Source organism: Caulobacter sp. GW822-FHT07D08 (genome assembly GCF_058798735.1).
In genome coordinates this window covers 12,206-35,535 of sequence record NZ_JBXAKU010000005.1, presented here as the reverse complement: position 1 = coordinate 35,535, position 23,330 = coordinate 12,206, and the positions used below count along the sequence as shown (strand labels likewise).

The 23,330-nt window shown below is 69.3% G+C and carries 24 protein-coding genes; 9 read left to right on the top strand and 15 right to left on the bottom strand.

The features are described 5' to 3' along the window. The first annotated feature begins 57 nt into the window (after nt 1-57). Nucleotides 58-537 (top strand): Dps family protein, encoded by a 480-nt coding sequence (locus AC1RJ9_RS11185; protein WP_492836960.1) that lies wholly within the window; start codon nt 58-60, stop codon nt 535-537. 15 nt (nt 538-552) lie between these two features. Then, on the top strand, nt 553-1,782 hold the full coding sequence (locus AC1RJ9_RS11180; protein WP_492836959.1) for a cell wall hydrolase: 1,230 nt from the start codon (nt 553-555) through the stop codon (nt 1,780-1,782). 178 nt (nt 1,783-1,960) lie between these two features. Here the strand turns inward: AC1RJ9_RS11180 and trxB are convergent, their stop codons facing one another. Further along, nucleotides 1,961-2,968: a thioredoxin-disulfide reductase gene (trxB, locus tag AC1RJ9_RS11175; protein WP_492836958.1), complete on the bottom strand. Its 1,008-nt coding sequence runs from the start codon at nt 2,966-2,968 to the stop codon at nt 1,961-1,963. 120 nt (nt 2,969-3,088) lie between these two features. Here trxB and pseI point away from each other — a divergent pair, with 120 nt between their 5' ends. Next, on the top strand, nt 3,089-4,141 hold the full coding sequence (gene pseI / locus AC1RJ9_RS11170) for a pseudaminic acid synthase (protein WP_492836957.1): 1,053 nt from the start codon (nt 3,089-3,091) through the stop codon (nt 4,139-4,141). Here pseI and AC1RJ9_RS11165 read toward each other — a convergent pair. The 7 genes from AC1RJ9_RS11165 to AC1RJ9_RS11135 form a co-directional block, all read right to left on the bottom strand. Beyond that, nucleotides 4,138-4,992, bottom strand: a complete 855-nt coding sequence (locus tag AC1RJ9_RS11165) for an SDR family NAD(P)-dependent oxidoreductase (RefSeq protein ID WP_492836956.1) — start codon at nt 4,990-4,992, stop codon at nt 4,138-4,140. The genes pseI and AC1RJ9_RS11165 overlap by 4 nt on opposite strands. A gap of 51 nt (nt 4,993-5,043) precedes the next feature. After that, complete coding sequence (pseG, locus tag AC1RJ9_RS11160; RefSeq protein ID WP_492836955.1) at nt 5,044-6,054, bottom strand: UDP-2,4-diacetamido-2,4,6-trideoxy-beta-L-altropyranose hydrolase; 1,011 nt, start codon at nt 6,052-6,054, stop codon at nt 5,044-5,046. A 114-nt stretch (nt 6,055-6,168) separates the two neighbouring features. After that, entirely contained in the window at nt 6,169-6,396 is a 228-nt protein-coding gene (locus AC1RJ9_RS11155) for a hypothetical protein (protein WP_492836954.1), read from the bottom strand. Nucleotides 6,397-6,442: 46 nt separating this feature from the next. Beyond that, entirely contained in the window at nt 6,443-7,588 is a 1,146-nt protein-coding gene (locus AC1RJ9_RS11150; RefSeq protein WP_492836953.1) for a mitochondrial fission ELM1 family protein, read from the bottom strand. Between the two features lie 100 nt (nt 7,589-7,688). Then, nucleotides 7,689-8,162: a transcription elongation factor GreA gene (gene greA, locus AC1RJ9_RS11145; protein ID WP_492836952.1), complete on the bottom strand. Its 474-nt coding sequence runs from the start codon at nt 8,160-8,162 to the stop codon at nt 7,689-7,691. Between the two features lie 285 nt (nt 8,163-8,447). After that, on the bottom strand, nt 8,448-8,798 hold the full coding sequence (locus tag AC1RJ9_RS11140; RefSeq protein ID WP_492836951.1) for an HVO_A0114 family putative DNA-binding protein: 351 nt from the start codon (nt 8,796-8,798) through the stop codon (nt 8,448-8,450). After that, nucleotides 8,795-9,079, bottom strand: coding sequence for a toxin-antitoxin system TumE family protein (locus AC1RJ9_RS11135; protein ID WP_492836950.1), 285 nt, complete (start codon nt 9,077-9,079; stop codon nt 8,795-8,797). Before AC1RJ9_RS11135 ends, AC1RJ9_RS11140 begins: the two co-directional genes overlap by 4 nt. 145 nt (nt 9,080-9,224) lie before the next feature. Here AC1RJ9_RS11135 and AC1RJ9_RS11130 point away from each other — a divergent pair, with 145 nt between their 5' ends. After that, the gene (locus AC1RJ9_RS11130) at nt 9,225-10,121 is read left to right on the top strand and encodes a hypothetical protein (protein ID WP_492836949.1); all 897 of its coding nucleotides are present in this window, start codon (nt 9,225-9,227) and stop codon (nt 10,119-10,121) included. 223 nt (nt 10,122-10,344) lie between these two features. Here AC1RJ9_RS11130 and AC1RJ9_RS11125 read toward each other — a convergent pair whose 3' ends face one another. The 3 genes from AC1RJ9_RS11125 to AC1RJ9_RS11115 form a co-directional block, all read right to left on the bottom strand. Next, a complete protein-coding gene (locus tag AC1RJ9_RS11125) occupies nt 10,345-11,007 on the bottom strand; it encodes a glutathione S-transferase family protein (protein ID WP_492836948.1) in 663 nt (220 codons plus the stop codon). Nucleotides 11,008-11,112: 105 nt separating this feature from the next. Further along, nucleotides 11,113-13,635, bottom strand: a complete 2,523-nt coding sequence (locus tag AC1RJ9_RS11120; RefSeq protein WP_492836947.1) for an ABC transporter permease — start codon at nt 13,633-13,635, stop codon at nt 11,113-11,115. Then, nucleotides 13,632-14,321, bottom strand: coding sequence for an ABC transporter ATP-binding protein (locus tag AC1RJ9_RS11115; RefSeq protein ID WP_492836946.1), 690 nt, complete (start codon nt 14,319-14,321; stop codon nt 13,632-13,634). The genes AC1RJ9_RS11120 and AC1RJ9_RS11115 overlap by 4 nt, the downstream gene beginning before the upstream one ends. 57 nt (nt 14,322-14,378) lie before the next feature. Here AC1RJ9_RS11115 and AC1RJ9_RS11110 point away from each other — a divergent pair, with 57 nt between their 5' ends. Further along, nucleotides 14,379-15,032 carry an arylesterase gene (locus tag AC1RJ9_RS11110; RefSeq protein WP_492836945.1) on the top strand — a complete coding sequence of 218 codons (654 nt, stop codon included), beginning with the start codon at nt 14,379-14,381 and terminating at the stop codon, nt 15,030-15,032. Here the strand turns inward: AC1RJ9_RS11110 and AC1RJ9_RS11105 are convergent. Beyond that, complete coding sequence (locus tag AC1RJ9_RS11105) at nt 15,029-16,120, bottom strand: HPP family protein (protein ID WP_492836944.1); 1,092 nt, start codon at nt 16,118-16,120, stop codon at nt 15,029-15,031. The genes AC1RJ9_RS11110 and AC1RJ9_RS11105 overlap by 4 nt on opposite strands. Before the next feature lie 153 nt (nt 16,121-16,273). Here AC1RJ9_RS11105 and AC1RJ9_RS11100 point away from each other — a divergent pair, with 153 nt between their 5' ends. Beyond that, nucleotides 16,274-16,684, top strand: a complete 411-nt coding sequence (locus AC1RJ9_RS11100; protein ID WP_492836943.1) for a hypothetical protein — start codon at nt 16,274-16,276, stop codon at nt 16,682-16,684. On the opposite strand, the gene AC1RJ9_RS11095 is transcribed toward AC1RJ9_RS11100, so the two are convergent. Next, complete coding sequence (locus AC1RJ9_RS11095) at nt 16,681-17,130, bottom strand: hypothetical protein (protein WP_492836942.1); 450 nt, start codon at nt 17,128-17,130, stop codon at nt 16,681-16,683. The two genes, AC1RJ9_RS11100 and AC1RJ9_RS11095, sit on opposite strands and share 4 nt — an antisense overlap. Before the next feature lie 784 nt (nt 17,131-17,914). Between AC1RJ9_RS11095 and AC1RJ9_RS11090 the strand changes: the two genes are divergently transcribed. Further along, nucleotides 17,915-18,205, top strand: coding sequence for a hypothetical protein (locus AC1RJ9_RS11090; protein ID WP_492836941.1), 291 nt, complete (start codon nt 17,915-17,917; stop codon nt 18,203-18,205). Nucleotides 18,206-18,289: 84 nt separating this feature from the next. Here the strand turns inward: AC1RJ9_RS11090 and AC1RJ9_RS11085 are convergent, their stop codons facing one another. Together AC1RJ9_RS11085 and AC1RJ9_RS11080 are read right to left on the bottom strand one after the other, a co-directional pair. Next, nucleotides 18,290-18,616, bottom strand: coding sequence for a hypothetical protein (locus AC1RJ9_RS11085; protein ID WP_492836940.1), 327 nt, complete (start codon nt 18,614-18,616; stop codon nt 18,290-18,292). A 239-nt stretch (nt 18,617-18,855) separates the two neighbouring features. Further along, nucleotides 18,856-20,541 carry a sensor histidine kinase gene (locus AC1RJ9_RS11080; RefSeq protein WP_492836939.1) on the bottom strand — a complete coding sequence of 562 codons (1,686 nt, stop codon included), beginning with the start codon at nt 20,539-20,541 and terminating at the stop codon, nt 18,856-18,858. A 231-nt stretch (nt 20,542-20,772) separates the two neighbouring features. Here AC1RJ9_RS11080 and pgsA point away from each other — a divergent pair, with 231 nt between their 5' ends. Both pgsA and AC1RJ9_RS11070 read left to right on the top strand, forming a co-directional pair. Next, nucleotides 20,773-21,390 (top strand): CDP-diacylglycerol--glycerol-3-phosphate 3-phosphatidyltransferase, encoded by a 618-nt coding sequence (gene pgsA, locus AC1RJ9_RS11075; RefSeq protein WP_492836938.1) that lies wholly within the window; start codon nt 20,773-20,775, stop codon nt 21,388-21,390. 84 nt (nt 21,391-21,474) lie between these two features. Continuing rightward, nucleotides 21,475-23,256: an SLC13 family permease gene (locus AC1RJ9_RS11070; RefSeq protein WP_492836937.1), complete on the top strand. Its 1,782-nt coding sequence runs from the start codon at nt 21,475-21,477 to the stop codon at nt 23,254-23,256. The last annotated feature ends 74 nt before the right edge of the window (nt 23,257-23,330 follow it).

Here is a 23,330-nt window from a genome sequence, read left to right as displayed (position 1 = left end):
TGTCTTGCCATGAGCATGGACACGCTTACCTAGAGCACGCAACACGGGAGATCAGTGATGACCGACACCTTGAACACCGGACTGAGCGCCAAGCAGCGCGCCGACATCGCCGCTTCGCTGAACAAGGTCCTGGCGGACAGCTACGCGCTCTATCTGAAGACGCACGGCTATCACTGGAATGTTCGCGGCCCGAACTTCCAGTCCCTGCACGTCCTGCTGGAAGGGCAGTACCAGGAGGAGTGGGCGGCGCTGGACGACATCGCCGAACGCATTCGCGCCCTGGGCGAGCTGGCTCCGCAGGGCTACGGCGCGTTCGGCAATCTCTCCAGCATCAAGGACGGCAATCCCGAAAACGAGTGGGAAGCCATGCTGAAGGAGCTTCTGGCCGACAACGAGACGGTGATCCGCACCCTGCGCGCCAGCTTCCCGACCGCCGACGACGCCGGCGACGAGGTCACGGCCGACCTCCTGACCCAGCGCCTTCAGGCCCACGAGAAACACGCCTGGATGATCCGCTCCACCCTGGGCGGCAAGTAAGCTGACCGGGACGGGGTGGAGACCCTGACAGCGCCTCTGGCCTGGAAGGCCGCCGCGACCGTGCTGGTCGTCGGCGGCCTTTCCGCGTGCGCGACCTATTACGTGCCGTCCGGATCCGGGCGCGAGGCCGGCCTGATGCGGGTGACGGGCAGTTTCACCGAGCGCGCGCTGCGCCACTATGTCGCGGACTTCGACCCCGCCATGCTGGCCCTGGCCAAGCGTCATGATCCCCGCCCGCACCAGGACTATTGGGGTCGCGTCGAGGGCTGGGAGGTCATCGATCTGAAGGACATCCCGCGCCTGGGCGACCGGGCTCCGGACTTCGACGAGGCGCGGGTGATCAACGCCCTGCGTCCGGCGGTTCCGGAGCCCCTGGAGGCCGCCAGGCCGTTCGTGCTGACGGGGGCGGCCGAGGCCCGCGCCAAGGCGCTGAACTGCCTGACCCAGGCGGTCTATTACGAGGCCGGGTTCGAGTCGGGCGAGGGCCAGATGGCCGTGGCCCAGACCGTGATCAACCGCATGCGCCACCCGGGCTATCCGAAGTCGATCTGCGGGGTGATCTACGAGGGCGCGGCGCGGGCCACCGGCTGTCAGTTCAGCTTCGCCTGCGACGGCTCGCTGGCGCGCGAGCCCGTCCCCGTGATCTGGGCCAACGCCGAGGCGGTGGCGCGGCGCGCCCTGAAGGGTTTCGTGTTCAAGCCGGTGGGCGTGGCGACGCACTACCACGCCGACTATGTCTCGCCGTACTGGGCGCCGACCCTGGTCAAGCTGAAGCAGTTCGGCCAGCACATCTTCTATCGCTGGACCGGTCCGGCCGGGACGCTGAAGGCCTTCAGCGGCCGCTATTCCGGCAACGAGACGGTCAGCGCCGACATCCTGATGGCCGCCGACCCGCGCACCCTGGAGGCCGCGACGCCCGAGATCCTGGCCGCCCAGAACACGCCGGCCAGCCCGGTGGCGACGGGCGCCATGGCCCAGATGCTGGGGGTCTCGAACCTGGCCCTGCCCGACGCCAAGCTGGTCAGCGTGCCGGACGAGACCTCGCCGACCGGCGAACGCCTCACGATGCAGGGCACGGTGGCGGGGCGGCGGATCCCGACCGCCGACGAGATCGCCCGGATCAACAAGGCGCTGGAGGCGGTCAGCGAGCCCGCGCCGGCGGTGGTCGCCGCTCCGCCCGCGCCGCCGCCGCCGCCGCCGAAACCGAAGGCTCGGCCGCCGAGTCTGCTGAATCCGCTGAATTAGGGGAGGGCCAGGGTAGCCTTTCCTCCCCCTCTTGGGGGAGGGGGACCGCCGAATGGCGGTGGAGGGGGGCAGCGCCGCGCCATGGGCGCATGACTAGCCCCCTCCGTCTCGTCGCGTATCCGCGCCGATCCACCTCCCCCATGAAGGGGGAGGAGGGAGAACTTTCGTCGGCGCGCCCTCACCAAACCCCGATCTTGTTCGCCTCGACGTGGCTGATCGGATGGTGCGCGGCCTTGTGGTCTTCCTCGGCCAGGAAGCGGACGGCCTCCAGAGCGGCCATGCAGCCCATGCCGGCCGCGGTCACCGCCTGGCGGTAGACGTCGTCGGTCACGTCGCCGGCGGCGTAGACGCCCTCGATCGCGGTCGAGGCGCTGCCGGGCTTGACCTTCAGATAGCCGCCCGGACCAACCTCCAGCTGGCCGGCGAACAGCTCCGACGACGGCGCGTGGCCGATGGCGATGAACACGCCGTCGGCGGCGACCTCGGTCGTCTCGCCGGTCTTGATGTTCTTCAGGCGCGCGCCGGTGACGCCCATCGGGTCAGTCTGGCCAATGACCTCGTCGATGACGCTGTCCCAGACCACCTCGATCTTCGGGTGGGCCAGCAGGCGCTCCTGCAGGATCTTCTCGGCCCGCAGCTCGTCCTTGCGGTGAACCAGGGTGACCTTGCTGGCGAAGCTGGTCAGGAACAGCGCTTCCTCGACGGCCGTGTTGCCGCCGCCGACCACGATCACCTCTTTATTCCGATAGAAGAAGCCGTCGCAGGTGGCGCAGGCGGAAACGCCGAAGCCCTGGAACCGGCTCTCGCTTTCCAGGCCCAGCCACTTGGCCTGGGCGCCGGTGGCGATGATGATCGTCTCGGCGATCCAGTCCTGGCCGCTGTCGGTCTTCACCATGAACGGGCGCTTGGACAGGTCCACCGAGGTGACGATGTCGTTGACCAGTTCGGTCCCGACATGCTCGGCCTGGGCGCGCATCTGGTCCATCAGCCAGGGACCCTGGATGACGTCGGCGAAGCCCGGATAGTTCTCGACATCGGTGGTGATGGTCAGCTGGCCGCCGGGCTGGATGCCGGCGATCAGCACGGGCTTCAGCAGCGCGCGGGCGGCATAGATGGCGGCGGTGTAGCCGGCGGGGCCCGAACCAATGATCAGGCAACGGGTCTGGCGGGGAGCGGTCGTGGACATGGCGGATATCTAGGCGCGATTCCGCTCCGGCGCTACTCGAAGACGCCCCCAGATCGATTGACGCCTCATCCACTTTTGATGGGTTAAACTGGCGGTGACCACGTTCCCGGGTGATCCGCCATGTCCGCCCCCTTCATCGAGATCGCCGGCCGCAAGATCGGCGCTGACTTCCCGCCCTATGTGATCTGCGAGCTGTCGGGCAATCACAACGGCAGCCTCGAGCGCTGCCTTTCGATGGTCGACGCCGCCGCCGACACCGGCTGCGACGCCATCAAGATCCAGAGCTACACCGCCGACACCATCACGCTGGACGTCGACCGGCCCGAGTTCCGGATCAAGGGCGGCCTGTGGGACGGGCGCACCCTCTACGAGCTCTACGCCGAGGCCCACACGCCGTTCGAATGGCACGCGGCCATCTTCGAGCGCGCCCGCCGGCGCGGGGTGACGATCTTCTCCAGCCCGTTCGACGAAACCGCGGTCGACCTGCTCGACGCCCTGGACGCCCCGGCCTTCAAGATCGCCTCGTTCGAGGCCGTCGACCTGCCGCTGATCAAGTACGCCGCGTCCAAGGGCAAGCCGCTGATCATCTCGACCGGCATGGCCAACCTAGCCGAGATGCGAACGGCCCTGGACACCGCTTTGGGCGCCGGCGCGGCGGGGGTGCTGCTGCTGCACTGCGTGTCGAGCTATCCGGCCACGTTCGCCGACGCCAATGTTCGGACCGTCCCCGACATGGCCGCCCGCTTCGGCTGCCCGATCGGCCTGTCGGACCACACGCCGGGCACGGCGGCCTCGGTGGCGGCGGTGAGCCTGGGCGCCTGCGTGATCGAGAAGCACTTCACCCTGGCCCGCGCCGACGGCGGACCGGACGCCGCCTTCAGCCTGGAGCCGCTCGAATTTAAAGCCCTGGTCGACGACACCAAGAACGCCTGGGCCTCGCTAGGCGCGGCGCACTACGACGTGCTGGGCGCCGAGCAGGGCAGCCTGCTCTTCCGCCGCTCGCTCTACGTCACCGCCGATGTGAAAGCCGGCGAACCGCTCTCCCGCGCCAACATCCGCTCGGTCCGCCCCGGCAACGGCCTGCCGCCGGGCGAGCTGGACAACGTCCTGGGCAAGACCGCCACCCGCGACATCGCGCGCGGCGAGCCGCTGGACTGGTCGATGGTGGGTTAGATCAGCCCCAGCCTCTTGCCCGTGATCCGGTCCAGCGTCCGCTTGGGCAGGATTTCGGTCATCAGCACCTGCATCGGCGACGGCGAGACGACGTAGCGGACCTTGGGCCGCGCGGCCGTCAGCGCCGTGTGGATGGCCTCGCCGATCGTCTCGGGCGGTAGGCCGGACTTGCCGATCGACAGCATGTAGGACCGCAGGCGCTCCAGGGCGGGAGCGTAGACGGTGTTGGCGTAGCGGGTGGTGTCGGTCTCGTCGGCCTTGTCCCAGATCGGCGTGGCGACCGCGCCGGGGGCGACGACCACGACGTCGACGCCGAAGGGCAGGAGCTCGCGGCGCAGGGATTCCGACAGGCCCTCCAGCCCGAACTTGCTGGTGCAGTAGGGGGCCATGAACGGGTTGGCGTTGCGGCCGCCGACCGAGGAGATGTTGACGATGCGGCCGGGCTCCTTGACCGGCTGCGCGCCGCCGGCCCCGAGCAGGGGCGCGAAGGCCTGGGTGACGATGACCACGCCGGTCAGGTTGACCTCCAGCTGCTGGCGCCATTCGTCGATCGGCAGGTACAGCAGCGGGCCGGCCACGGCGATGCCGGCGTTGTTGACCAGGCCCGCCAGGGTCGCGCCGGCCAGAGCCCTCTCGACCTGGCGCGCGCCGGCGCGGACGCCCGGACCATCGGTGACGTCGAACACCAGGGGCGTGAAGGCGTCGCCGAACTCAGCCTGCAGCCGGTTGGCGTCGGCCTGTTTCCGGACGCTGCCAAAGACGTGAAAGCCCTTGCCGATCAGCACCTTGACGGCTCCCCAGCCGATGCCGGTCGATACGCCGGTGATCACCACCGATTTCTTCTGCGCCATGTCGCCCCTCCCTGGATCGCCGCCAAGATAGAGGCAGATGAACGCCGTTCGCTAGAGGGCGGGTTTCGCGAGGGCGTGGATCAGGAAGGCCTCGGCCGTCCGATCCGCGCCCATCCCGTCGCACACGGCGGCGCTGGCGAGCGACAGGGCCGCGCGTTTGTCGGCGTCGGCCAGCAGGGTCCGCGCCGCGTCGACGAAGGTGGCGTCGAAGTCCGGCGCCTCGACCGCCAGGCAGGTCGTGACGCCGGCCGCTTCCAGCGCGCGGGCCGCCGCGACCTGGTTGTCGGCCAGGATCAGGGTCAGGGCGGGCAGGGCCAGGACGCAGCGCTCCCAGGTCGTCGAGCCGCCGGCGCCGATGGCCAGGTCGGCGGCGAGGATCAGCTCGGGCATGTGCTGGGTGTCGACGTGCGGCGTCAGGCGCGGGTCGTCGGCGGCCAGGGCCCGCAGGCCTGGCAGGCTGGGCGCGCCGCCGCCCAGGACGATGTCCAGCGTCACCGCGCCGACGATCGGGCGCAGCAGGTCGACGACGCGGCCGGTGATTCCGCCGACGTCGGTCAGGCCCAGGGAGACCAGGATCCGGCTCACCGGCGGGCGCTGGGCGCGGCGGGCCAGCGCGGCCTCGCGCAAGGCTGCGAAGGTCGGGCGGACGGGGGCGTAGCCGGGGCCGAGCAGCAGCCTGGCGGTCGGCGGGACCAGGCGGTCATAGTCCCGCGCCGTCCGCGCCGGGCCGGAGTCCAGGACCAGATCGGCGGCCAGCGGCCGGTCGGCCAGGTCGTCGATGACCAGGGTCGGGCGGCCCTTGGCCACCGCGCGGTGGTCGTCGGCGGTCAGGGCGTAGCTGTCGAAGACCAGGGCGTCGAAGCCGTCATCGGTCTTGGCTCGGGCCATGTCCGGCGCGAAGGCGTCCAGCAGCTTGGCGACCTCGGGGGCGACCTCGGGCGAAACCAGGAACGCGCAGGTCGCGCCGCGCGCTTCAAGGGCCCGCGCCAGGGTCAGGGACCGCATGACGTGGCCGCCGCCGACACTGGATCCGGCGGCGCAAACGAACAGGATGCGGGTCATGTTTGGAGAAGGGCGAGGCTCAGCGGCGGTCGCTGCGCATGGACAGCCAGAACACGACCAGCGCAATGCCCGCGCCGCCTAGCATCGTCAGCGTGAACTGAAGGAAAGGGTCCATTAGTCCTCCAACGTCTTCAAGACATAGTGGAGAACGACCTGCAGGGCAATGAACGTGCCGACGGCGCTGAGGAAGTTCGAGGGGCTGAAATGGCCAGCCATCAGCGGTTGAAGGCCCACCGAGATGAGGAGCGCGACGGACACGGCGTTGCAGGTGGTCGCGACCGCTTTACGCTGCTCGTTGCGGGCCGTCTTGGTGATCGGTATCGGCGTAGGGCGTTGAACCATGTTGCGAACGTAACGCGAACATTCGCGCGCTCGCAAGCAGCAAAAATCAGGCTTTTGCTTTTGTCGCCTTGGGCCTCTTCGGCTTCGGCGCGGGCTTTTCGGCTGGCGCTTCACTGACCGCCTCGACCGTCTTCGCCCGAGGCTTTCGTTTCGGCTTCGGCGCGTCCTCGACCGCCGGAGCCTCGACCGCCGGCTTCGGAATCTCCACCCCGATCCGGGCCAGGACCTCGCGCGCCGCCCGGTCGGTCTCGTTGACCGGCGCATAGGTCCAGCCGTGGAACGCGCCGCCGTAAGGCCGCGCCGCGCCCTGGCTTTCCAGCTCCTCGTGGAACATGCGGAACTTCAGGCTGGAGCCGTCCATCTTCAGCACGAACACCGGCTTGCCGGTCGAGGCCGCCTCGGTGGCCATGTTGGTCGAGTCCTCGGTGACGAGGATATAGTCGGCGGCGGCCAGGAAAGCGAAATAGGGGTTCGGACCTTCCCCATCCCAGATCATGCCTGGCAGGTGGCGCAGGCGCGCGGTCATCAGGGCGCGGGCCGGCTCAGGCGTGCGCCGCGAGAAGGTCATCAGCAGCGAGCCGCCCTCCTGCTCCAGCGGGATCTGGATCGAGTGGGCGATCTGGGCCGCGCGCTCGCTGGAGAGGTCGAAGGCCTTGGACTTGCCGCCGATCAGCACCGCCACGCGCGGCCGGGGCAGGGGATCGATGACCTCGGCGAAGGCCGCGTACTCGGTCTCGAGCCGTTTGGGCGTCACGCGATGCGGCGAGCCGGTGATCGGCAGGATGTTGTCACCGGTCAGGCGGTCGTGCTTGGGCGGGATCACCAGGTCGAACATGGTGGCCGGCACGCGCGGGTCCTGGATCTGGACCACGAAGGTCTTGCCGCCGGACCAGCGCTTGGCGCGGATGGAGAGCGGCAGGGTGGCGCGGCCGGCGGCGATCCACAGGTCGGGCCAGTCGTCATCCTTGTTCCGGGGGATGCCGCTTTCCGGCGTCAGCCAGCGCTTGGGCAAGAGGTTCAGCCACCACGGCAGGCGGCCGATGGCGCCGGTCCAGCCCACGCGCTTGACGGTGACCTCGCAAGGGAACAGACGCGCGATCGCCTCCGACAGGCCCACGACCTGGGCCTCGATGCCGGCGCGCCCGTCGGACACGGCCCACACTTTCAAGGGAGGTTTCGGCGTTTCGGCCAAGTGGCGACCCCGGGAACACGCAAACGAAGCGAGGCCGCTCCAAAAAGCAGCCTCGCTTCATTGTACTCGATTTATGGCGCGGCTGGGGCGGCGGACCGCCTTACAGCCACTCCACCTTGAGGATCTCGTAGGCCTTGGTGCCGCCGGGCGTGTTGACCTCGACCACCTCGCCGACCTCCTTGCCGATCATCGCGCGCGACAGCGGCGACGACACCGAGATCCGGCCCGACTTCACGTCGGCCTCGTGCTCGCCGACGATCTGGTAGCGGGCCTCGTCCTCGGTGTCCTCGTCGACCACCGACACGGTGGCGCCGAACTTCACCTGCTTTCCCGACAGTTTCGACACGTCGATCACCTGAGCGCGCGCGATCTTGTCCTCGATCTCGGCGATCTGGCCTTCGATCCAGCCCTGACGCTCCTTTGCCGCGTGATACTCGGCGTTTTCCGACAGGTCGCCATGCGAACGCGCCTCTGCGATCGCGGCGATCACGGACGGTCGTTCGATGGTCTTCAAACGCTTCAGTTCTTCGTCGAGGGTTTGATACCCACCGACGGTCATCGGCACTTTTTCCATTGCGGATTTTAGCTCGGACGCCTTTGGGAGGAAATTCTTCCGGTCGAGGGCGCTCACAACCGGGGGCTGGGAGGATAGGCAGCCAGATCGGTAGACGCAAGGGGGGCGGCCAGCTTGGGGTCAGCGACCGGTTTGGCTACGGATGTCAGCCAGAGAAATTGGCGAGGGTGTTTCGTCTTCTCGATCATCGCGTCCCCCGGGATGTGAGCCCCTATACCGATAGTAGGCGCTGGCGACGATGTTGACGTTTCGACTTCAAGTGCGGAACGCTCCCGACCTGCTCGACTACGCGGCCGATGGCGTCTGCATCCAGAAGTCGACGTGGATCCGATCGTAGGGAAACACGACACCGCCGTCGGCAGACTTCTCGACCAGGCCGGCGAGGATCAGCGCTCCGACGTCGGTGTGAACCGCCTTCACGTCGCGGCCGACCAGTTCCGCCAGCCGGCGATAGGTCAGGCCGCCCTGCCCACACATGGCCTGCAGCAACTCCCAGCGCTTCTTCGTCATGGTCGACCACAGGACGTCCAGAGACTCGAACGTGATGTGCGCGCCCTGCCGCTCGCCGCTCAGGGCGGCCAGGGCGCGGCTGTTGATTTTCTCTCTGCCCCCGATCGAGAGCGTGACGGTGTTCATTTCGACCTCCACTGATCGACGTCGGCCCAGAATTCATTGAGCAGCTGGGCGGGGCTCGTGAACGTGACGCTGACTTCGCCGGTCGGCAGGTGCTTGTGGTCGCCCTTGCCGGCCTCGTTGTCATAGCGGACGACCGATTGGCCGTTCTCGACCAGGACGAACGAGTACTTCAGATCGTGGCTAGAGCCGCGCACCGGCGCCGGAACCCTCCACACCTTCAACGCGACGAAGGCCGTCGGGCTGAGGATCTGGCGTTCGTCGAGAAGGAGCGCCGCGTTCATGTTGTTGTAGATAACAACGCGCCGCCGCGTTGTCAATCACTACAACAGACCTTTGCATTCTTGCGGAGGTGCGGCCTTGCGCCGTTGCAGGCCCGCAATGCGGCATGGTTCATAGGTCCGAGGTGAGCACGACGGGGGATTCCACTTGGCCGAGAAGACCGCTCAGGAGACGACGCCGAAGCCAAAGCGGTGTTTCGTCATCACGCCGATCGGCGGCGACGGCAGCCCAGAGCGCAGGCACGCCGACTGGGTGCTACACGGCGCCATCAAGCCGGTGTTCGAAGGCGCAGGCTACATCGTCAGCCGGGCCGACACGATCGCGGATCCGGCCATGATCAACGATGCGATCTTCGAACGCGTGATGGAAGACGACGTCTGCATCGCGGATCTCACCTTTCTGAACGCGAACGTGCTCTACGAGCTCGGCGTCCGGCACGCTTTGGCCAAGCCCGTGATCCATATCGCTGCCGTTGGGACATCGTTGCCGTTCGACAACGCCCAACACCGGGCGATCTTTTTTGATCGCGACGACTTTCGGTCGTTCGAAGGACTGAAAGTGCAGCTCTCCCAGCATCTCTCGACGATTGAGAGCCCCAACTTCACAGTCTCCAATCCCCTCACCCACGCTAGAGGTCGACAGAAGCTTCGAGTTGATGCGGACCCTCGCGACAAGCTGCTCGATGATCTATACGAACAGATCAAAAGCATACGGTTAGATATAGAAAAATCGAAGTCACGTCAGTTTTCATTTAAAATTGGAGACGTGGCAAATCCCTTTTCCCTGGATAATCAACCACCAGCCTACTTGCCTCAGAGGTTCGCTGAGAACTCAATTCCCGATCAAGTCATTGATACAATATACGACTATCTGAGCGCTTCGCGACATGGCAGCGACTCCATGGCTAATGGCCTGGAGACTATGATATCTGAGCTGTCCATTAGGCTGAATGAGCACGAACGCTCCGCTGTAGGGAGCATGGCCTTGAAAGCAGGGGTGCCTGCGCATCAGCTAGTTCATTGGGGGATTCTAACGAGCCCGTAGCGACTGCGGTCGACCGGCGGGCCGACGCCTTTCCTCTTCCTTCTCTAAAAACGTCAGTCAGGGATTCACGCCCCTGGGGGAAATCAGACTAGGTCGTGTCGGCTTCACCCTTGAGGGCCGCCAGACCTCTGGCGGTTTTTTCAGGGCGCGACGAAAGGGGAGCTGGGGACTAGGGTGACGGGGCGCTCTATCCCGGCCCACGGCCTGCGCCACGCAGCGCCCCTTACGCGTAGGCGTAGGGCCCGCCCTTCTCCAGCGCGCGCTGGTAGGCGGGGCGGGCGTGGATCTTGGCCAGGAAGGCCTTCACGTGCGGGCGGTCGCCCGCCCCGGCCCGCGCCGCGCCGGCCTCCAGCGGAAAGCTCATCATGATGTCGGCGGCGGTGAACTCGGCGCCGGCGAACCATGGCGTCTTGGTCAGCTCGGCCTCCCAGTAGTCGACATGAGCCTTGAGCTGCGGGTCGACGAAGCCCTGCTGGGCCTTGCTGGCGATCGACCTGACCAGGCCCTTCAGCAGGCCGGGCGCGCGCTCCGGCAGGGCGGTGAAGACCAGCTTCAGCAGCAGGGGCGTCATGGCCGAGCCCTCGGCATAGTGCAGCCAGTAGGTATAGCGCAGCCGCTCGGGACCGCCGGCGGCCGGGATCAGCCGGCCCTGGCCGTAGGTCTCGATGATGTACTCCACGATCGCCCCGGTCTCGGCGATCGTCTTGCCGTCGTCGGTGATGACCGGCGACTTGCCCAGCGGGTGGATCGCCCGCAGCTCCGGCGGCGCCAGCATGGTCTTGGCGTCGCGCTCGTAGCGCTTGACCTCGTACGGAACGCCCAGCTCCTCGAGCAGCCAGAGCACGCGCTGGCTGCGCGAATTGTTGAGGTGATGGACGACGAGCATCGGGCGCTTCCTCATTATGGATAACGTGGCGGGCGAACGATGGTCGCGCGTTCAGCGTTCGGCAAGGTCTGGCGCCGACGGGCGAGGCCAAGCCGGCCGAGCCGCCTAGTCGCCCCGCAGCACCGGCGCGGGACGTTGCGACAGCGCCAGGCTGGCGGCGATCAGCCCGCCCAGGGTCGCCAGGCCCGTCGCGCCGGCCAGCAGCGCCAGCACCCCGCTCCAGTCGACGCTCCAGCTGGCCTCGAACACCTTGACCACCACCGGCCAGGCGGCGGCGAAGCCGAACGCGACGCCGGCCGCCCCCGCGATCAGGCCCACCGCGCCATATTCGATGACGTAGGCGACCAGGATCTGGCCGCGCGTGGCGCCCAGCACCTTCAGCGTCGCGGCCTCGCGCGCCCGAGCCCTGGCCCCGGCGGCGATGGCCCCGGCCAGCACCAGCAGGCCCGCCAGGCCCGCGACCGCCGCCGCACCGCGCACGGCCAGCGCCAGGCGGTCGAACAGGGCCGCCGCCGCGTCCAGCTGCTCGCGCACGCTGATCACATTGACGCCCGGAAACACCTCGCCGAGCTTGCGGGTCAGGGCCGCCTCCTGCGTGCGGCTGAGGCGGGCGATGGCGACGCTGCGCAGCTCCGCGCCCTCCAGCGTGGCGGGGTTGAAGATCAGGTTGAAGCTGGGGCCAAAGCCGCCGAAGTCGATCTTGCGCAGCACGGCGACCTTGGCCTCGATCTCCCGGCCCAGCACCAGGACGGTGATGCTGTCGCCGACCTTGAGGTTGGCGGCCTGGGCGATCTCGGCGCTGAGGGCGACCTTGGGCGGGCCGGCGTCGTTGGCGGGCCACCAGCGGCCGGAGACCACGCCGGCGCTCTTGGGCTCCTTGGCCAGCAGCGACAGGCTGAGGTCGTTGTCGAAGGCCCAGCGTTCCGAGCTCTTGATGGTCTTGACGTCGACCGGCTTGCCCTTCAGGGCGATGATCCGGCCGGTGGCGAACGGCATCCGCAGATAGGCGTCCTCGCGCAGCGGGCCGATGACGCTGGCCACGGCGGCGTCGAAGGCGGTGGCGCGGTCGCCGGGGATCTCGGTGAAGACCATGGCCGGGGCGGTGCGCGGGGCCACGTCGCTGACCTGGGCCAGCAGCGCCGACTGGATCAGCACCACGCAGGCCAGCAGGGCGACGCCCAGGCCGATGGCCGGGCTGGCGGTCCGCGCCGCCGACCCGGGACCCGCCAGATTGGCCAGGCCCAGCTTGACGGGGCCTCGCGTCAGGCCGCGCGCCTTGCCCGCCAGCCAGGCGGCCGAGCGGCCCAGCACGGTCAGCAGGCCGAAGGCGACGGCGACGCCGGCGATCATGATCGCCGCGGCCATCGGGGTCGGGGCGGTGGCGACGGCCAGGGCGGCCAGGCCCACGCCGGCGACGACCGCGCCGAGGGTCTCCAGGCCCAGCGGCAGGCGGGCCTTGGGCGCGCGGCGGAACAGGGCCGAGGGCGGCGTGACCCGGGCGCGCGCCAGCGGGATCAGCGAGAAGGCCGCCGCCGCCAGGATCCCGAACAGCCCGGCCTTGGCCAGCGGCCAGGGATAGACCTTGAACAGCGCTGGGATCGGCAGGCTCGAGCCGGCCAGCTGACCCAGCACCAGCGGCGCGACGGCCCCGACCGCCAGGCCGATGGCGACGCCCAGCAGGGCCAGCACCCCGATCTGGATCAGGTGCAGGTCGCGGATCAGCCCGCTCTCGGCGCCGAGGGCCTTGAGCACCGCGATGGCGGGCTCGCGCGTCGACAGATAGGCCGAGACCGCGCCGGCCACGCCCAGGCCGCCGGCCACCAGGGAGGCGAGGCCGATGAAGCCCAGGAAATATTCCAGCTGGTCGATCAGCCGCCGCGCGCCCGGCGCAGCGTCCAGGCGGTCGCGGACCCGCAGGTGGGACTCCGGCAGCGCGGCCTGCACGGCCTTGCCGATCGCGCGGGGATCCTCGCTGGGCTTCAGCGCCACGCGGACGGTGCGGCTGGTGAGGCCGCCGGGGGCCAGCAGGCCGGAGCGCTCCAGCACCTCGCTACGGACCAATACGCGCGGCGCCATCGAGAAGCCGCGCGACAGGCCGTCGGGCTCGCTGACCAGCCGGGCGCGCACGACCAGGGTCATCGGGCCGGCCTCGAACCGGTCGCCGATCTTCAGGTGCAGGCGGTCCAGCAGCGCCGGCTCGACCGCCGCGCCGGGGACGCCGTCGCGGTCGGCCAGGGCGGCGGCCAGGTTCGGCGCGCCCTCAAGCGTCACCCTCCCGGCCAGCGGGAAGCGGGCGTCGACGCCGCGCAGGCTGACCAGGCGGCGCTCGCCGCTGGGGGCCTGCGCCATGGCGCGAGCGACGGCGGCGTAGGTCGTCACGCCCAGCCTGTCGAAGGCGGCGCGCTCCTTGTCGGTGAAGTCGCGGTTCTCGACCGAGAATGACAGGTCGCCGCCCAGGATCTCGCGCGCCTGGCTGGCCAGGCCCTGGCGGAAGGCCTCGGCGGTCGAGCCGGCGGCGGCGATGGCGGCCACGCCCAGGGCCAGGCAGGCCAGGAAGATGCGGAAACCGCGCACGCCCGAGCGCAGCTCGCGGGCCGCGAGACGGAAGGCGAGAGGCGCCCGGCTCACGAGGCGATGCGCCCGTCGGCCATCCGCACGATGCGGTCGGCGCGGGTGGCGAGACTTGGGTCGTGGGTGACCATGACCAGGGCGGCCCCGACCTCGGAGACCAGGTTGAACATCAGGTCCGCCACGGACGCGGCCGTCGCGCCATCAAGATTCCCGGTCGGCTCGTCGGCGAACAGCAAAGCCGGCCGCGCGGCCAGGGCGCGGGCCAGGGCCACGCGCTGCTGCTCGCCGCCCGACAGCTGGTGCGGATAGTGGGTCAGGCGTCCGGACAGGCCCACGCGGCCCAGCCAGTCGCGGGCGGTCGGCAGGGCCTCGCGCGTCCCGGCGATCTCCAGCGGCGTGGCGACGTTCTCCTCGGCGGTCATGTTGGGCAGCAGGTGGAAGGCCTGGAACACCAGCGCCGCCCGGCCGCGCCGCAGGCGGGCCCGGCCGTCCTCGCTCAGCGTCGCCAGGTCCTGGCCGAACAGCCGCACCGTCCCAGCGGTCGGCTCCTCCAGCCCCGCTCCCACCGCGATCAGCGACGACTTGCCCGAGCCCGACGGCCCGACCACGGCCACGCGCTCGCCGGCGTTCACCACCAGGTCGACGCCGCGCAGGATGTTCACGGGTCCGGCGGAGGAGGGCAGGGTTAGGGCGACGGCGCTCAAAACCAGGGGGGGAACCAGGGGCGAGGCGTCGTCGGTCATGGTGTTTCCTGTAAGGCCGGTCCTTGTTCGGCCGGCAGCCTGACTACATAGGAAGGCATGAGCCCGACCGCACAGCGTTTTCCCAGCCGCCGCCGCATTTTGCTCGGCCTGGGCCTCCTGACCCAGATCGCCGCCGCGCCGAAGGCCCCCAACAAGCCCGAGATCGTCACCGTACTAGGCGACTCGATCACCGCGGGCCTGGGCCTGCCGGCGCGCGACGCCATGCCGGCCCAACTTCAGGCGGCGCTGGGCAAGCTGGGCGTTTCGGCCGTGGTCCGGGCCGCCGGCGTCTCGGGCGACACCAGCGGCGGCGGGCTGGCGCGGGTCGGCTTCAGCGTCGCGGCCGACACCCGGGTCTGCGTGGTGGCGCTGGGCGGCAACGACCTGCTGCAAGGCGTCGAGCCGGCCCAGACCAAGGCCAATCTGCGCGGCGTCCTGCGGAAGCTTAAAAGCCGCGGCATCGGCGCGGTGCTGGTCGGCGTCGGCGCGCCGCCGGCCATCGGGGCGTCCTACGCCCGCGAGTTCAACGCCCTCTATCCCAGCCTGGCGCGTGAGTTCGGGGTTCCGCTCTACGCCAACATCCTGGCCGGGGTGGGCGGTAATTCGGCCCTGCTGCAGCGGGATGGCGTCCACCCCAACGCGGTCGGCGCCAGGAAGATCGGCGAGGCCCTGGCCCCGGTCGTGGCCAAGGCCCTGAAAGCTCGCGCCTAAGCCCCCACCACCGCCTCGACCACGTGGGCGCGGTACAGCACCGCGATCAGGTCGGTCTGGGTGATCACCCCGATCAGCCGCCGCTCGCCGTCGACCACCATGGCCTCGTGGGCGCGGCCGCTGGACAGGATCGGCAGCAGGGCCGCGATCGGGGTGGTCTCCATCACCTTGTGCACGAACGGATCCAGCGCCGCCTCGACGGTGCGGCGGCGGCTGGCTTGCAGCTCGGCGCGGCGGGCCATGCCGATCACCCGGTTGTCGGCGTCGACCACCGGGGCGGCGCGCAGGTCGTGCTCGGCCAGATAGGCCAGGGCGCTTTGCGCCGACTGGTCGTGGTGCAGGCTGATGACGTCCTTCGACATCACGTCGCCGCACAGGATCTGGGCGTGCAGCCGCTGGGCGGCCGACAGCTCGACCTGGCGGAACAGAGCGTCCAGGTCCTCGCGGCTGACGTCCAGCAGTTCGCCGTAGCGGGCCAGGGCCTGGTCGAGGTCGACCGGGCTGTAGCCCACGCGGCGCCCGGGGGCGGGGTCCTGGGTGTGGTGCGGGCTGACGGCGGGCGCGGGCGGGCGGTGCGGATAGGAATGTCCGGTCAGCCGGCCCCACGCCATGCCGGCGACGGTCAGCAGCACGCTATCGGCCGCCACCGGATTGAGCGCGAACAGATAGCCGGCCTCGGCGACCTTGGGGCCGCCGATCACGCAGATCAGCGCCACCGCCCCGCCCGGCGGGTGCAGGCAGCCCAGCAGCATCATGGTTCCGATCGCCAGGCCGACGGCCAGCGGCGCGGCGATCAGGGTCTGCGGGACCAGGATCGCCACCGTGATCCCGACCAGGGCCGAGACGATATTGCCGCCCAGCACCGCGCGCGGCTGGGCCAGCGGGCTGGCCGGCACGGCGAACACCAGCACCGCCGACGCTCCGATCGGCGCCACCAGCAGCGGATGCAGCCAATCCTGTCCGCCCACCGCCAGCCGTCCCAGAAGCCCGGCGAACAGCAGGCCCAGCACCGCGCCGCCTCCGCCCCGCAGCGCGTCGATGGGCCGGAGGGGGGTCTTGCCGCGGACGAAGGCGTGGAGGCTGGTCATCGGACGGCGCTCATAGACCGAATGACCGTCCGGGTCCTTTCGATTTTTGTACAGGCCGTTCAAGGAAAGCCACAGGGCCCGACATTGACTTGCGGCTATCTGAGGTTGGGCTTCGCGCCCTGGAGTCGATCGCGAAGGGGGGCGACGGAGAAAATGGGTATTCAACCTAAGACCTGGGCCGTGATGGCGGCGATGGGGGTCCTGGCGGCCTCCGGCGCCCAGGCCGAGAACGCCAAGGGCGAGGCGACGCTGGCCAAGATGCTGGAAGGGCGGACCGTTCTCGCCGGGGTCAACTGCCTCGAGACGCGCAAGATCATCACCACCCAGATCATCAACGGCACGGCCATCGTCTACCGCCTGCGCGGCAGCCCGACGCTGTACGTTAACCGGCCGACCGCGGGCCTCGACGACCTGAACTCGAACAACGCGCTGCTGGTCGGCGACACCTCGACCCTGTGCGAGGGCAACAACCTGTTCGTGGGCGACAACGGCGGGCGCGGCGCGGCGGCCGGCTATACCGGCGGCGTCCGGCTGGGCGAATTCATCCCCTGGGCCAAGAACTAGAGGCCGTCCCGCGGCGCGGGCGGATGGGCCAGCGGCTTCAGGTCGGGGTCCACCCACCAGCGGCGGGCCTCGACCGAGAACAGCCGCTCGCGCGACCAGTGCGTGAGCGGCCAGTTCTTGTCACCCAGCGGCGTGGCCAGCAGCAGGGCGACGGCCTCGGCGTCGGACGTTCCGGGCGGCAGGGCCGCCTCGAACGCGCGGATCGCGGCCAGATAGGCCTGGGTGATCGTCTCGTGATAGCCGCTGGTCTCGGTGTTCTGGCCGCCGACCGCGACATTGTAGGTGCGGATCACCCACGGCAGGTCGCGCTCCAGGTTCGCGTCGCGCAGACGGACCAGGCGAAGGGTGGCGGTCAGGTGGGCCGCGTGGGTCCACTGGTCCTTGGGCAGGCTGCGGTCCAGCAGCCCCTCGGCCAGGGCGGCGATTTCGGCGTCGGTGTAGCTCATGCGATCAGGGTTTAGCTGACTCTGCGCAAGCGCGTCAGGTCCTCACGCAGTACGCCGTCATCCCCGCGTCCGTGGCGGAATCTATCGGGATCGACGATCGTCCCGACACTGGCGATCCGAGGGGCCGCTTGCCGGAAGAATGCTGGCGGGCGCTCTCGACCCTAGTTGGAAGTTAGCGACGTCCGTTGGTAGGTGACCACCCACCAACCGTGCACCGGCCCGCCGAGCCCGCTCGCTCGCTATGGCGCCATGTGGAAGGCGCGCGTCGCGAGCGGCTCCGCTAACGCCCAGCTACACCACTACCAGGGACACGACCCCAGTCCGGCCTTGACCGCAGCAGTTTCGAAGGCGGCAGCCTGCTCGATTTCTGACTCGGTCGGCTCAACATGCCCAAGCCCTGAAAGGATTTCGCGTGGCGGCGCGAGCTCAGTGTCGCCGTGACAAGGACTTGCATTCGGTTGAGAGGACCTACTTGAGGCCGGCGCAAGGATCGCGGCGTGGCTCTGCAGGCACCGACAAGCCGCGCTGCTTCGCCCGTTCGGCCATCAGTTTATGGTGCTCGGTAACGTAGGCCTGACATTCCGCACGGGTCGCAAACCCTTGCATCTTGGCCATGTGCTCTTGCCGTTCGGCCGGTGTCATCATGGACCAGCCGTATGCGGCCTGCGCGCCCCCGCGCATTCCCATTCCCGACCCCGGGCCGCGCCCCATCATCGGGCCTCCCGGAGAGCTCTGAGACGGCGTTGCGCCTTGGGCTTGAGGCTCCGCCTGCGCGCCCAAGGGGATGGCGAAGACGCCAATTCCGATCGCAGCGGCGGCGAATCTGGTGCGGGTCATAGCCTGTTTCCTTTTTGAAGTTCGCAATGAGAGGCGCATCCGGCAAAGCAGCACATTGATCCTCGTCAACGGCCTCGCGAGCGAGGGGCTGCAACGTTCGACCCGGCTGGTGGGCCAGGACGGACACGCGGGCCTGGTGAAGCAGCGGCGCGAGCGGATATACCGAGCCCGGCACGATCAACGAGGCCACGATGCGCGACTTCGACGCCACGTGCCTGTCAGCGTCATCTTCCATTGAGCGAAGTGCTTGGGGTTCGAAAACCCCGGCCGGATCGCGTGATCTCCAGCCCCGCGCCCATCAATGCCTCCGCCATGCGATTCGTCACACCGCAGCGTTGATTCGGAATTTGCCCTCGCTGGGAATCCCAAAAGGAGTCAGCCTCAGCGAGGGCTGGTATGAGTTGGCACCTTGAAAAGCGAAGGCGAGATCGGAGCGTTCGGGCGTCAGCGTTTTCGTGAGAATGGGCGCGGAAGCGGTCAGGACGGAAACCAACGCAACGAGTAGCGAGAGCACGGTCGCGCTGACGCCGAGGTTCCCGCGCCAGTCCTGGAAGCTGTCGCAGTGGATGCACTTGCGTGCGCCAGCGGCAATTGGCTCACAGCAGATACGGCAAAGCTTCTTCGAACTGACACCCTCGTCGTTGGACATGCGCCCCCCGCTCCTCGTCCCTCTGGGATGCTACCCGACCTGAAGTCCCTTGGATGATTGCGAGCCTGTGATCTTGGCATGTCAAGGACCGGCAAGCGAAGTTTCTCGTTGGCAGAGCGGGACCCGAAAGCCCGCAGGGTCGTCACTTCCCCACCCCGAACAGACGACCGGAATGTCCGCTGTTCGGGAGGTCGGTGGAGGCTCCCGGCGCGAGGGCGGACCGGCGGAGCTTTCCTTCCTCAGAACGCATTGCTCCACCGCGCCTGTTCGGGCAGCGGCAGGCTGGCTTCGAAGACCAGGCCGTCGGGGCGGAAGTCGAACCGGGCCTGGCCCTTCTGCTCGCGGCGGATCGAGCTCTCGATCAGGCGGGTGCCGAAGCCCGATCGCGCCGGCGGGGTGACCGGCGGGCCGCCGACGTCGCGCCAGGTGAAGAGCAGGTTGTCGGTGACCGGATCGCGCTTCCAGGTCAGCTCGACCCGGCCGCCCGGCGCGGACAGGGCCCCGTACTTGGCGCTGTTGGTGGCCAGTTCGTGGAACACCATGGACAGACCCACGGCCGTGTGCGGGGCCAGGGCCACCTCGGGACCGGAACGGTCGACGCGCTCGACATGCGCGCCCAGGCTGGCCTCGACCACGGCGGCCATGTCGGCCTCGCGCCAGCCGGTGCGGGTCAGCAGATCGTGGGCGCCCGAGAGCGCGATCAGCCGGTCGGTGAACACCTCGAGCGGCGCGCTCCCGTCCGTGGAATTCGGGATCTTGGCGAAGGTCTGGCGGGCCAGGGCCTGGACCGTGGCCAGGGTGTTCTTCACGCGGTGGTTCAGCTCGTTGATCATCACCGCCTGGCGCTCTTCGCGGGTCTTCAGCTCGCGGGAGGCCTGGCGCAGGGCGGCGTGGACGGCGGCGATCTCCTCCAGGCTGTCGGGATCGGCGGGCGGCAGGGTCTCGCCGCGTCCGATGAGGCGGGCGTCGGAGACCAGGCGGCCTATCTCCTGGTTGATGCGGCGGGAATAGACCACCGACAGGGCGACGCCCAGCACCAGCAGCAGCAGGAAGACGCCGGTTCCCAGGGCCACGGCGCGGTTGACCGTGCTGGCCAGGTCCTCGCGCGGGATGGCCACCACCAGGGTCCAGCCGGTCTGGGGCGAGCGGGTGTAGGCGACCATGGTCGGCACGCCTTCCAGCGAGACGCTCTTGCTGACGCCTTCGGTCGAGTGGCGGAGGTTCTCCTCCATGTCCTTGGAGGCCAGATGTCCGGTGAACGCCTCGTTCAGCCGCGAGCGGGCGATCACGTGGCGGTGGTTGTCCAGCAGGGTGGCGACCCAGCGGTCGGGCACGCGCTGCTGGCGGAACACCGAGGTGAACGAGGCCGAGTCGACCACGTAGGAGAGGACGTAGAACTTGCCTTTGACGACGATCGGCGCGCCGACCGTGATCACCGGCTTGCCGGCCACGGGGCCGTCCAGCAGGTCCGAGACCTTGCTGCGCCCGGCCGAGAAGGCGGCGGCCTCTTCCCGCGTGCGCTTGATGCGGGGCAGGGGCGTTCCATAGGGCTTCAGCGTGTTGAGCACCTGCTGGCCGTCCTGGTCGGCGACGACGATCCAGCCGGCGCGGCGCTCCATGGCGCGGCGAGCGCGGGCGTCGAAGGCGGCCCAGTCGCCGTTGATCAGGGCCTGGTCGGTGGCCAGGGTCTCGACCACCGAGACGCCCACCGCCGCCTGGCGGTCGACCGCGCCGCTCAGGGCCCGGGCGGTGGTGACCAGCTGTTGATAGAGCCGCCCGCGCGACTCGCGGTCGGCGCCGGCCAGCAGGAAGCCCATCGACAGCAGGGCCGGAACCAGCAGGCTGACAGTCAGGAGCACGAGCCGGCCGCGCACCGAGCTGACGCGGCGTCGGCCGCCAAGGCCGCCTCGATCCCGTTCTTCCATGCCTGGACGGACCCGCGATGACGAGCGCAGCGTCGCTCTCCTGGTTTGTATAGCGAAGCGAGTCGCGCCCGGCGTCTCAAAAATCGGACGTCTCGATTAAAGCGCGCGGGCAAGGCGTGGGCGGTTTCGCCGCCCGGACGCGCTTCAGATCTCAAGGTCAGAGCCCTCTAATGAAGGCTCCAGGGGAGCGGCCGTAGCCCAGGCCCGCCTTTGTGCGTTATGAACAGCGCCATGAAGAACCTGCCCAATATCCTGACCGGCTCGCGCCTCGTGATGGCGCTGTTCATGTTCGTCGCCCTGGCGGCCGCGGCGGGCGCCGTGCCGTATCTGAGCGAGACCCTGACCGCGGAGACCCAGCTGCGGCTGGAGCGCTGGGCGTTCTACGCCTTCGTGGTGGCCTCGGTGACCGACTTCTTCGACGGCTGGCTGGCGCGCAAGCTGGACGCGGTCAGCGTCTGGGGCGCGATTCTCGACCCGATCGGCGACAAGATCCTGGTCTGCGGCGCGCTGCTGGGCCTGATGGCCCTGGGCCCCAACGCCATGGTCGTGCTGCCGGCCGGCCTGATCCTGTTCCGCGAGTTCGCGGTCAGCGCCCTGCGCGAGGTCGGCGCGGGCAAGGGCGTCAAGCTGCCGGTGACCCTGCTGGCCAAGTGGAAGACGACCCTGCAGCTGGTGGCCATCGGCGCGGAGCTGATCCTGGCCAGCTGGGGCGCGTTCGGCCTGTCGCCGGAGCCCAGCGTGATGGGCGGCTTCACGATCGTGGCCCACGGCCTGCTGTGGCTGGCGACCCTGGTGACCCTGATCACCGGCGCGCAATACTGGGAAGCGGCGCGTAAGGCGCTGGTTTAATTCCGGATCCTTCCCCGCATCGGGGGAGCATCTTTTCACCGCTCCGCCCGTTTCCCCGAAGCATAGCTTCGGGGAATTCCACACGTGACACTACAACAAGGCCTCGCGTTCGGTCTTATCGCGGCCACTATCGCCGCGTTCGTCTGGGGGCGGTGGCGCTACGACCTGATCGCGCTGGGCGCGCTGGCGGCCGGCATGGCCATGGGCCTGATCCCGGTGAAGGAGGCCTTCAACGGCTTCGCCAACGACATCGTCATCATCATCGCCAGCGCCCTGGTGCTGAGCGCCGCCGTCGCGCGCTCGGGGATCGTCGACCTGGTCATGGCCCCGCTGCTGCCCAGGCTGAAGGACGAGCGCACCCAGGTTCCCGTGCTGGCCGGAACCACGGCCGTGCTGTCCATGGCCACCAAGAACGTCGGGGCCCTGGCCCTGATGATGCCCAGCGCCCTGCAGATCGCCCGCCGCACCGGCGTGTCGCCCGGTCGCCTGCTGATGCCGATGAGCTTCGGCTCGCTGGTCGGAGGGCTGGCCGTGCTGGTCGGCACCTCGCCCAACATCATCGTCTCGGAGGTGCGCCAGGAAGCCCTGGGCCAGCCGTTCAGGATGTTCGACTTCTTCCCGGTCGGCGGCATACTGACGCTCATCGCCGTCGCCTATCTGTCCTTCGCCTACCGGCTGCTGCCGCGCGACCGCAAGGCGGCCATCGACGTCGACGCGGCCCTGGCGGCCAGCGCCTATGTCACCGAGGTCGAGGTCCCCGAGGGTTGGAGCTTTCAGGCCGGCAGCGTCGGCGCCCTGAAGAAGGCCGCCGAGGGCGCGGTCTCGGTGGTCGCCATCCTGCGCGGACGCAAGCGCATCGAGGCGCCGCACGCCAACCTCAAGATCCATCCCGGCGACGTCCTGTTGCTGGAGGGCGAGCAGCAGGAACTGAATCAGCTGATCGTCGCGGCCAAGCTGCGCCTGCGGGACGCCGACCGGCCGGTGGCCATGACCGAGCCGACCGAGGAGGTCCGCGTGGTCGAGGCGGTGATCGGCCGCGAGAGCGACCTGATCGGCCAGTCGGCGCGCAGCGTCACCCTTTCCGACACCCACGGCGTCAACCTGCTGGGCGTGTCGCGCAGCGGCCACCGCATGGCCGGCCGCCTGGCGACCATCCGCCTGAAGGCCGGCGACATCCTGGTGCTGCAGGGGGCCGAGCAGTCGTTGCCGGGCGCTTTGCAGGCCTTGGGTCTTCTGCCGCTGGCCGAACGCGAGGTGCGGCTGGGCGGGGTGCGGCACGCGCTGCTGCCGGTGGCGATCCTGGCGGTGGCCATGGCCCTGGTGGCGACCGGCGTCGTCCCGGTGGCGGCGGGCTTCTTCGGCGCGGCGGTGCTGGTGGTGGCCGTCGGCGCCCTGCGGATGCGCGAGGCCTATGCCGCCCTCGAGGCGCCGGTGCTGGTGCTGGTCGCGGCCCTGATCCCGGTCAGCGACACGGTGCAGAAGACCGGCGGGGCCGACCTGATCTCCGCCTGGCTGTCGGGGGCCTTCCACGGCCTGCCGCCGATCGCCACCCTGACGGCGATGATGGCCGTGGCCATGGCGGCCACGCCGTTCCTGAACAACGCCGCCACGGTGCTGATCGCCGCCCCGATCGGCATGGGCGTGGCCCAGCGGCTGGGCCTGTCGCCCGACCCGTTCCTGATGGCCGTGGCGGTGGGAGCGGGCTGCGATTTCCTCACGCCCGTCGGCCACCAGTGCAACACCCTGGTGCTGGGGCCCGGCGGCTATCGGTTCGGGGACTACGCCCGGCTGGGCGCGCCGCTCACCGTTCTGATCCTGTTGATCGCGCCCTGGCTGATCGCCTGGATCTGGCCGTTCGTGAAGTAGGGGCGGGGTTGTCTCTCCTCCCCCTGCTGGGGGAGGGGGGGGCGCCGAACGGCGGTGGAGGGGGTCAGCGCCGC

Bases quoted from the DNA above. Each gene is read 5' to 3' on its own strand.
- AC1RJ9_RS11125 (WP_492836948.1), bottom strand. From the start codon at position 11,007: ATGCTCGTCGTCCATCACCTCAACAATTCGCGCAGCCAGCGCGTGCTC.
- AC1RJ9_RS11080 (WP_492836939.1), bottom strand. From the start codon at position 20,541: ATGGAAGAACGGGATCGAGGCGGCCTTGGCGGCCGACGCCGCGTCAGC.
- AC1RJ9_RS11135 (WP_492836950.1), bottom strand. From the start codon at position 9,079: ATGAACGCGGCGCTCCTTCTCGACGAACGCCAGATCCTCAGCCCGACG.
- AC1RJ9_RS11105 (WP_492836944.1), bottom strand. From the start codon at position 16,120: ATGACCAGCCTCCACGCCTTCGTCCGCGGCAAGACCCCCCTCCGGCCC.
- pseG (WP_492836955.1), bottom strand. From the start codon at position 6,054: ATGACCCGCATCCTGTTCGTTTGCGCCGCCGGATCCAGTGTCGGCGGC.
- trxB (WP_492836958.1), bottom strand. From the start codon at position 2,968: ATGTCCACGACCGCTCCCCGCCAGACCCGTTGCCTGATCATTGGTTCG.
- AC1RJ9_RS11090 (WP_492836941.1), top strand. From the start codon at position 17,915: ATGGCGAAGACGCCAATTCCGATCGCAGCGGCGGCGAATCTGGTGCGG.
- AC1RJ9_RS11095 (WP_492836942.1), bottom strand. From the start codon at position 17,130: ATGAGCTACACCGACGCCGAAATCGCCGCCCTGGCCGAGGGGCTGCTG.
- pseI (WP_492836957.1), top strand. From the start codon at position 3,089: ATGTCCGCCCCCTTCATCGAGATCGCCGGCCGCAAGATCGGCGCTGAC.
- AC1RJ9_RS11110 (WP_492836945.1), top strand. From the start codon at position 14,379: ATGAGCCCGACCGCACAGCGTTTTCCCAGCCGCCGCCGCATTTTGCTC.
- AC1RJ9_RS11140 (WP_492836951.1), bottom strand. From the start codon at position 8,798: ATGAACACCGTCACGCTCTCGATCGGGGGCAGAGAGAAAATCAACAGC.
- AC1RJ9_RS11165 (WP_492836956.1), bottom strand. From the start codon at position 4,992: ATGGCGCAGAAGAAATCGGTGGTGATCACCGGCGTATCGACCGGCATC.
- AC1RJ9_RS11100 (WP_492836943.1), top strand. From the start codon at position 16,274: ATGGGTATTCAACCTAAGACCTGGGCCGTGATGGCGGCGATGGGGGTC.
- AC1RJ9_RS11155 (WP_492836954.1), bottom strand. From the start codon at position 6,396: ATGGTTCAACGCCCTACGCCGATACCGATCACCAAGACGGCCCGCAAC.
- pgsA (WP_492836938.1), top strand. From the start codon at position 20,773: ATGAAGAACCTGCCCAATATCCTGACCGGCTCGCGCCTCGTGATGGCG.
- AC1RJ9_RS11085 (WP_492836940.1), bottom strand. From the start codon at position 18,616: ATGTCCAACGACGAGGGTGTCAGTTCGAAGAAGCTTTGCCGTATCTGC.
- greA (WP_492836952.1), bottom strand. From the start codon at position 8,162: ATGGAAAAAGTGCCGATGACCGTCGGTGGGTATCAAACCCTCGACGAA.
- AC1RJ9_RS11115 (WP_492836946.1), bottom strand. From the start codon at position 14,321: ATGACCGACGACGCCTCGCCCCTGGTTCCCCCCCTGGTTTTGAGCGCC.
- AC1RJ9_RS11185 (WP_492836960.1), top strand. From the start codon at position 58: ATGACCGACACCTTGAACACCGGACTGAGCGCCAAGCAGCGCGCCGAC.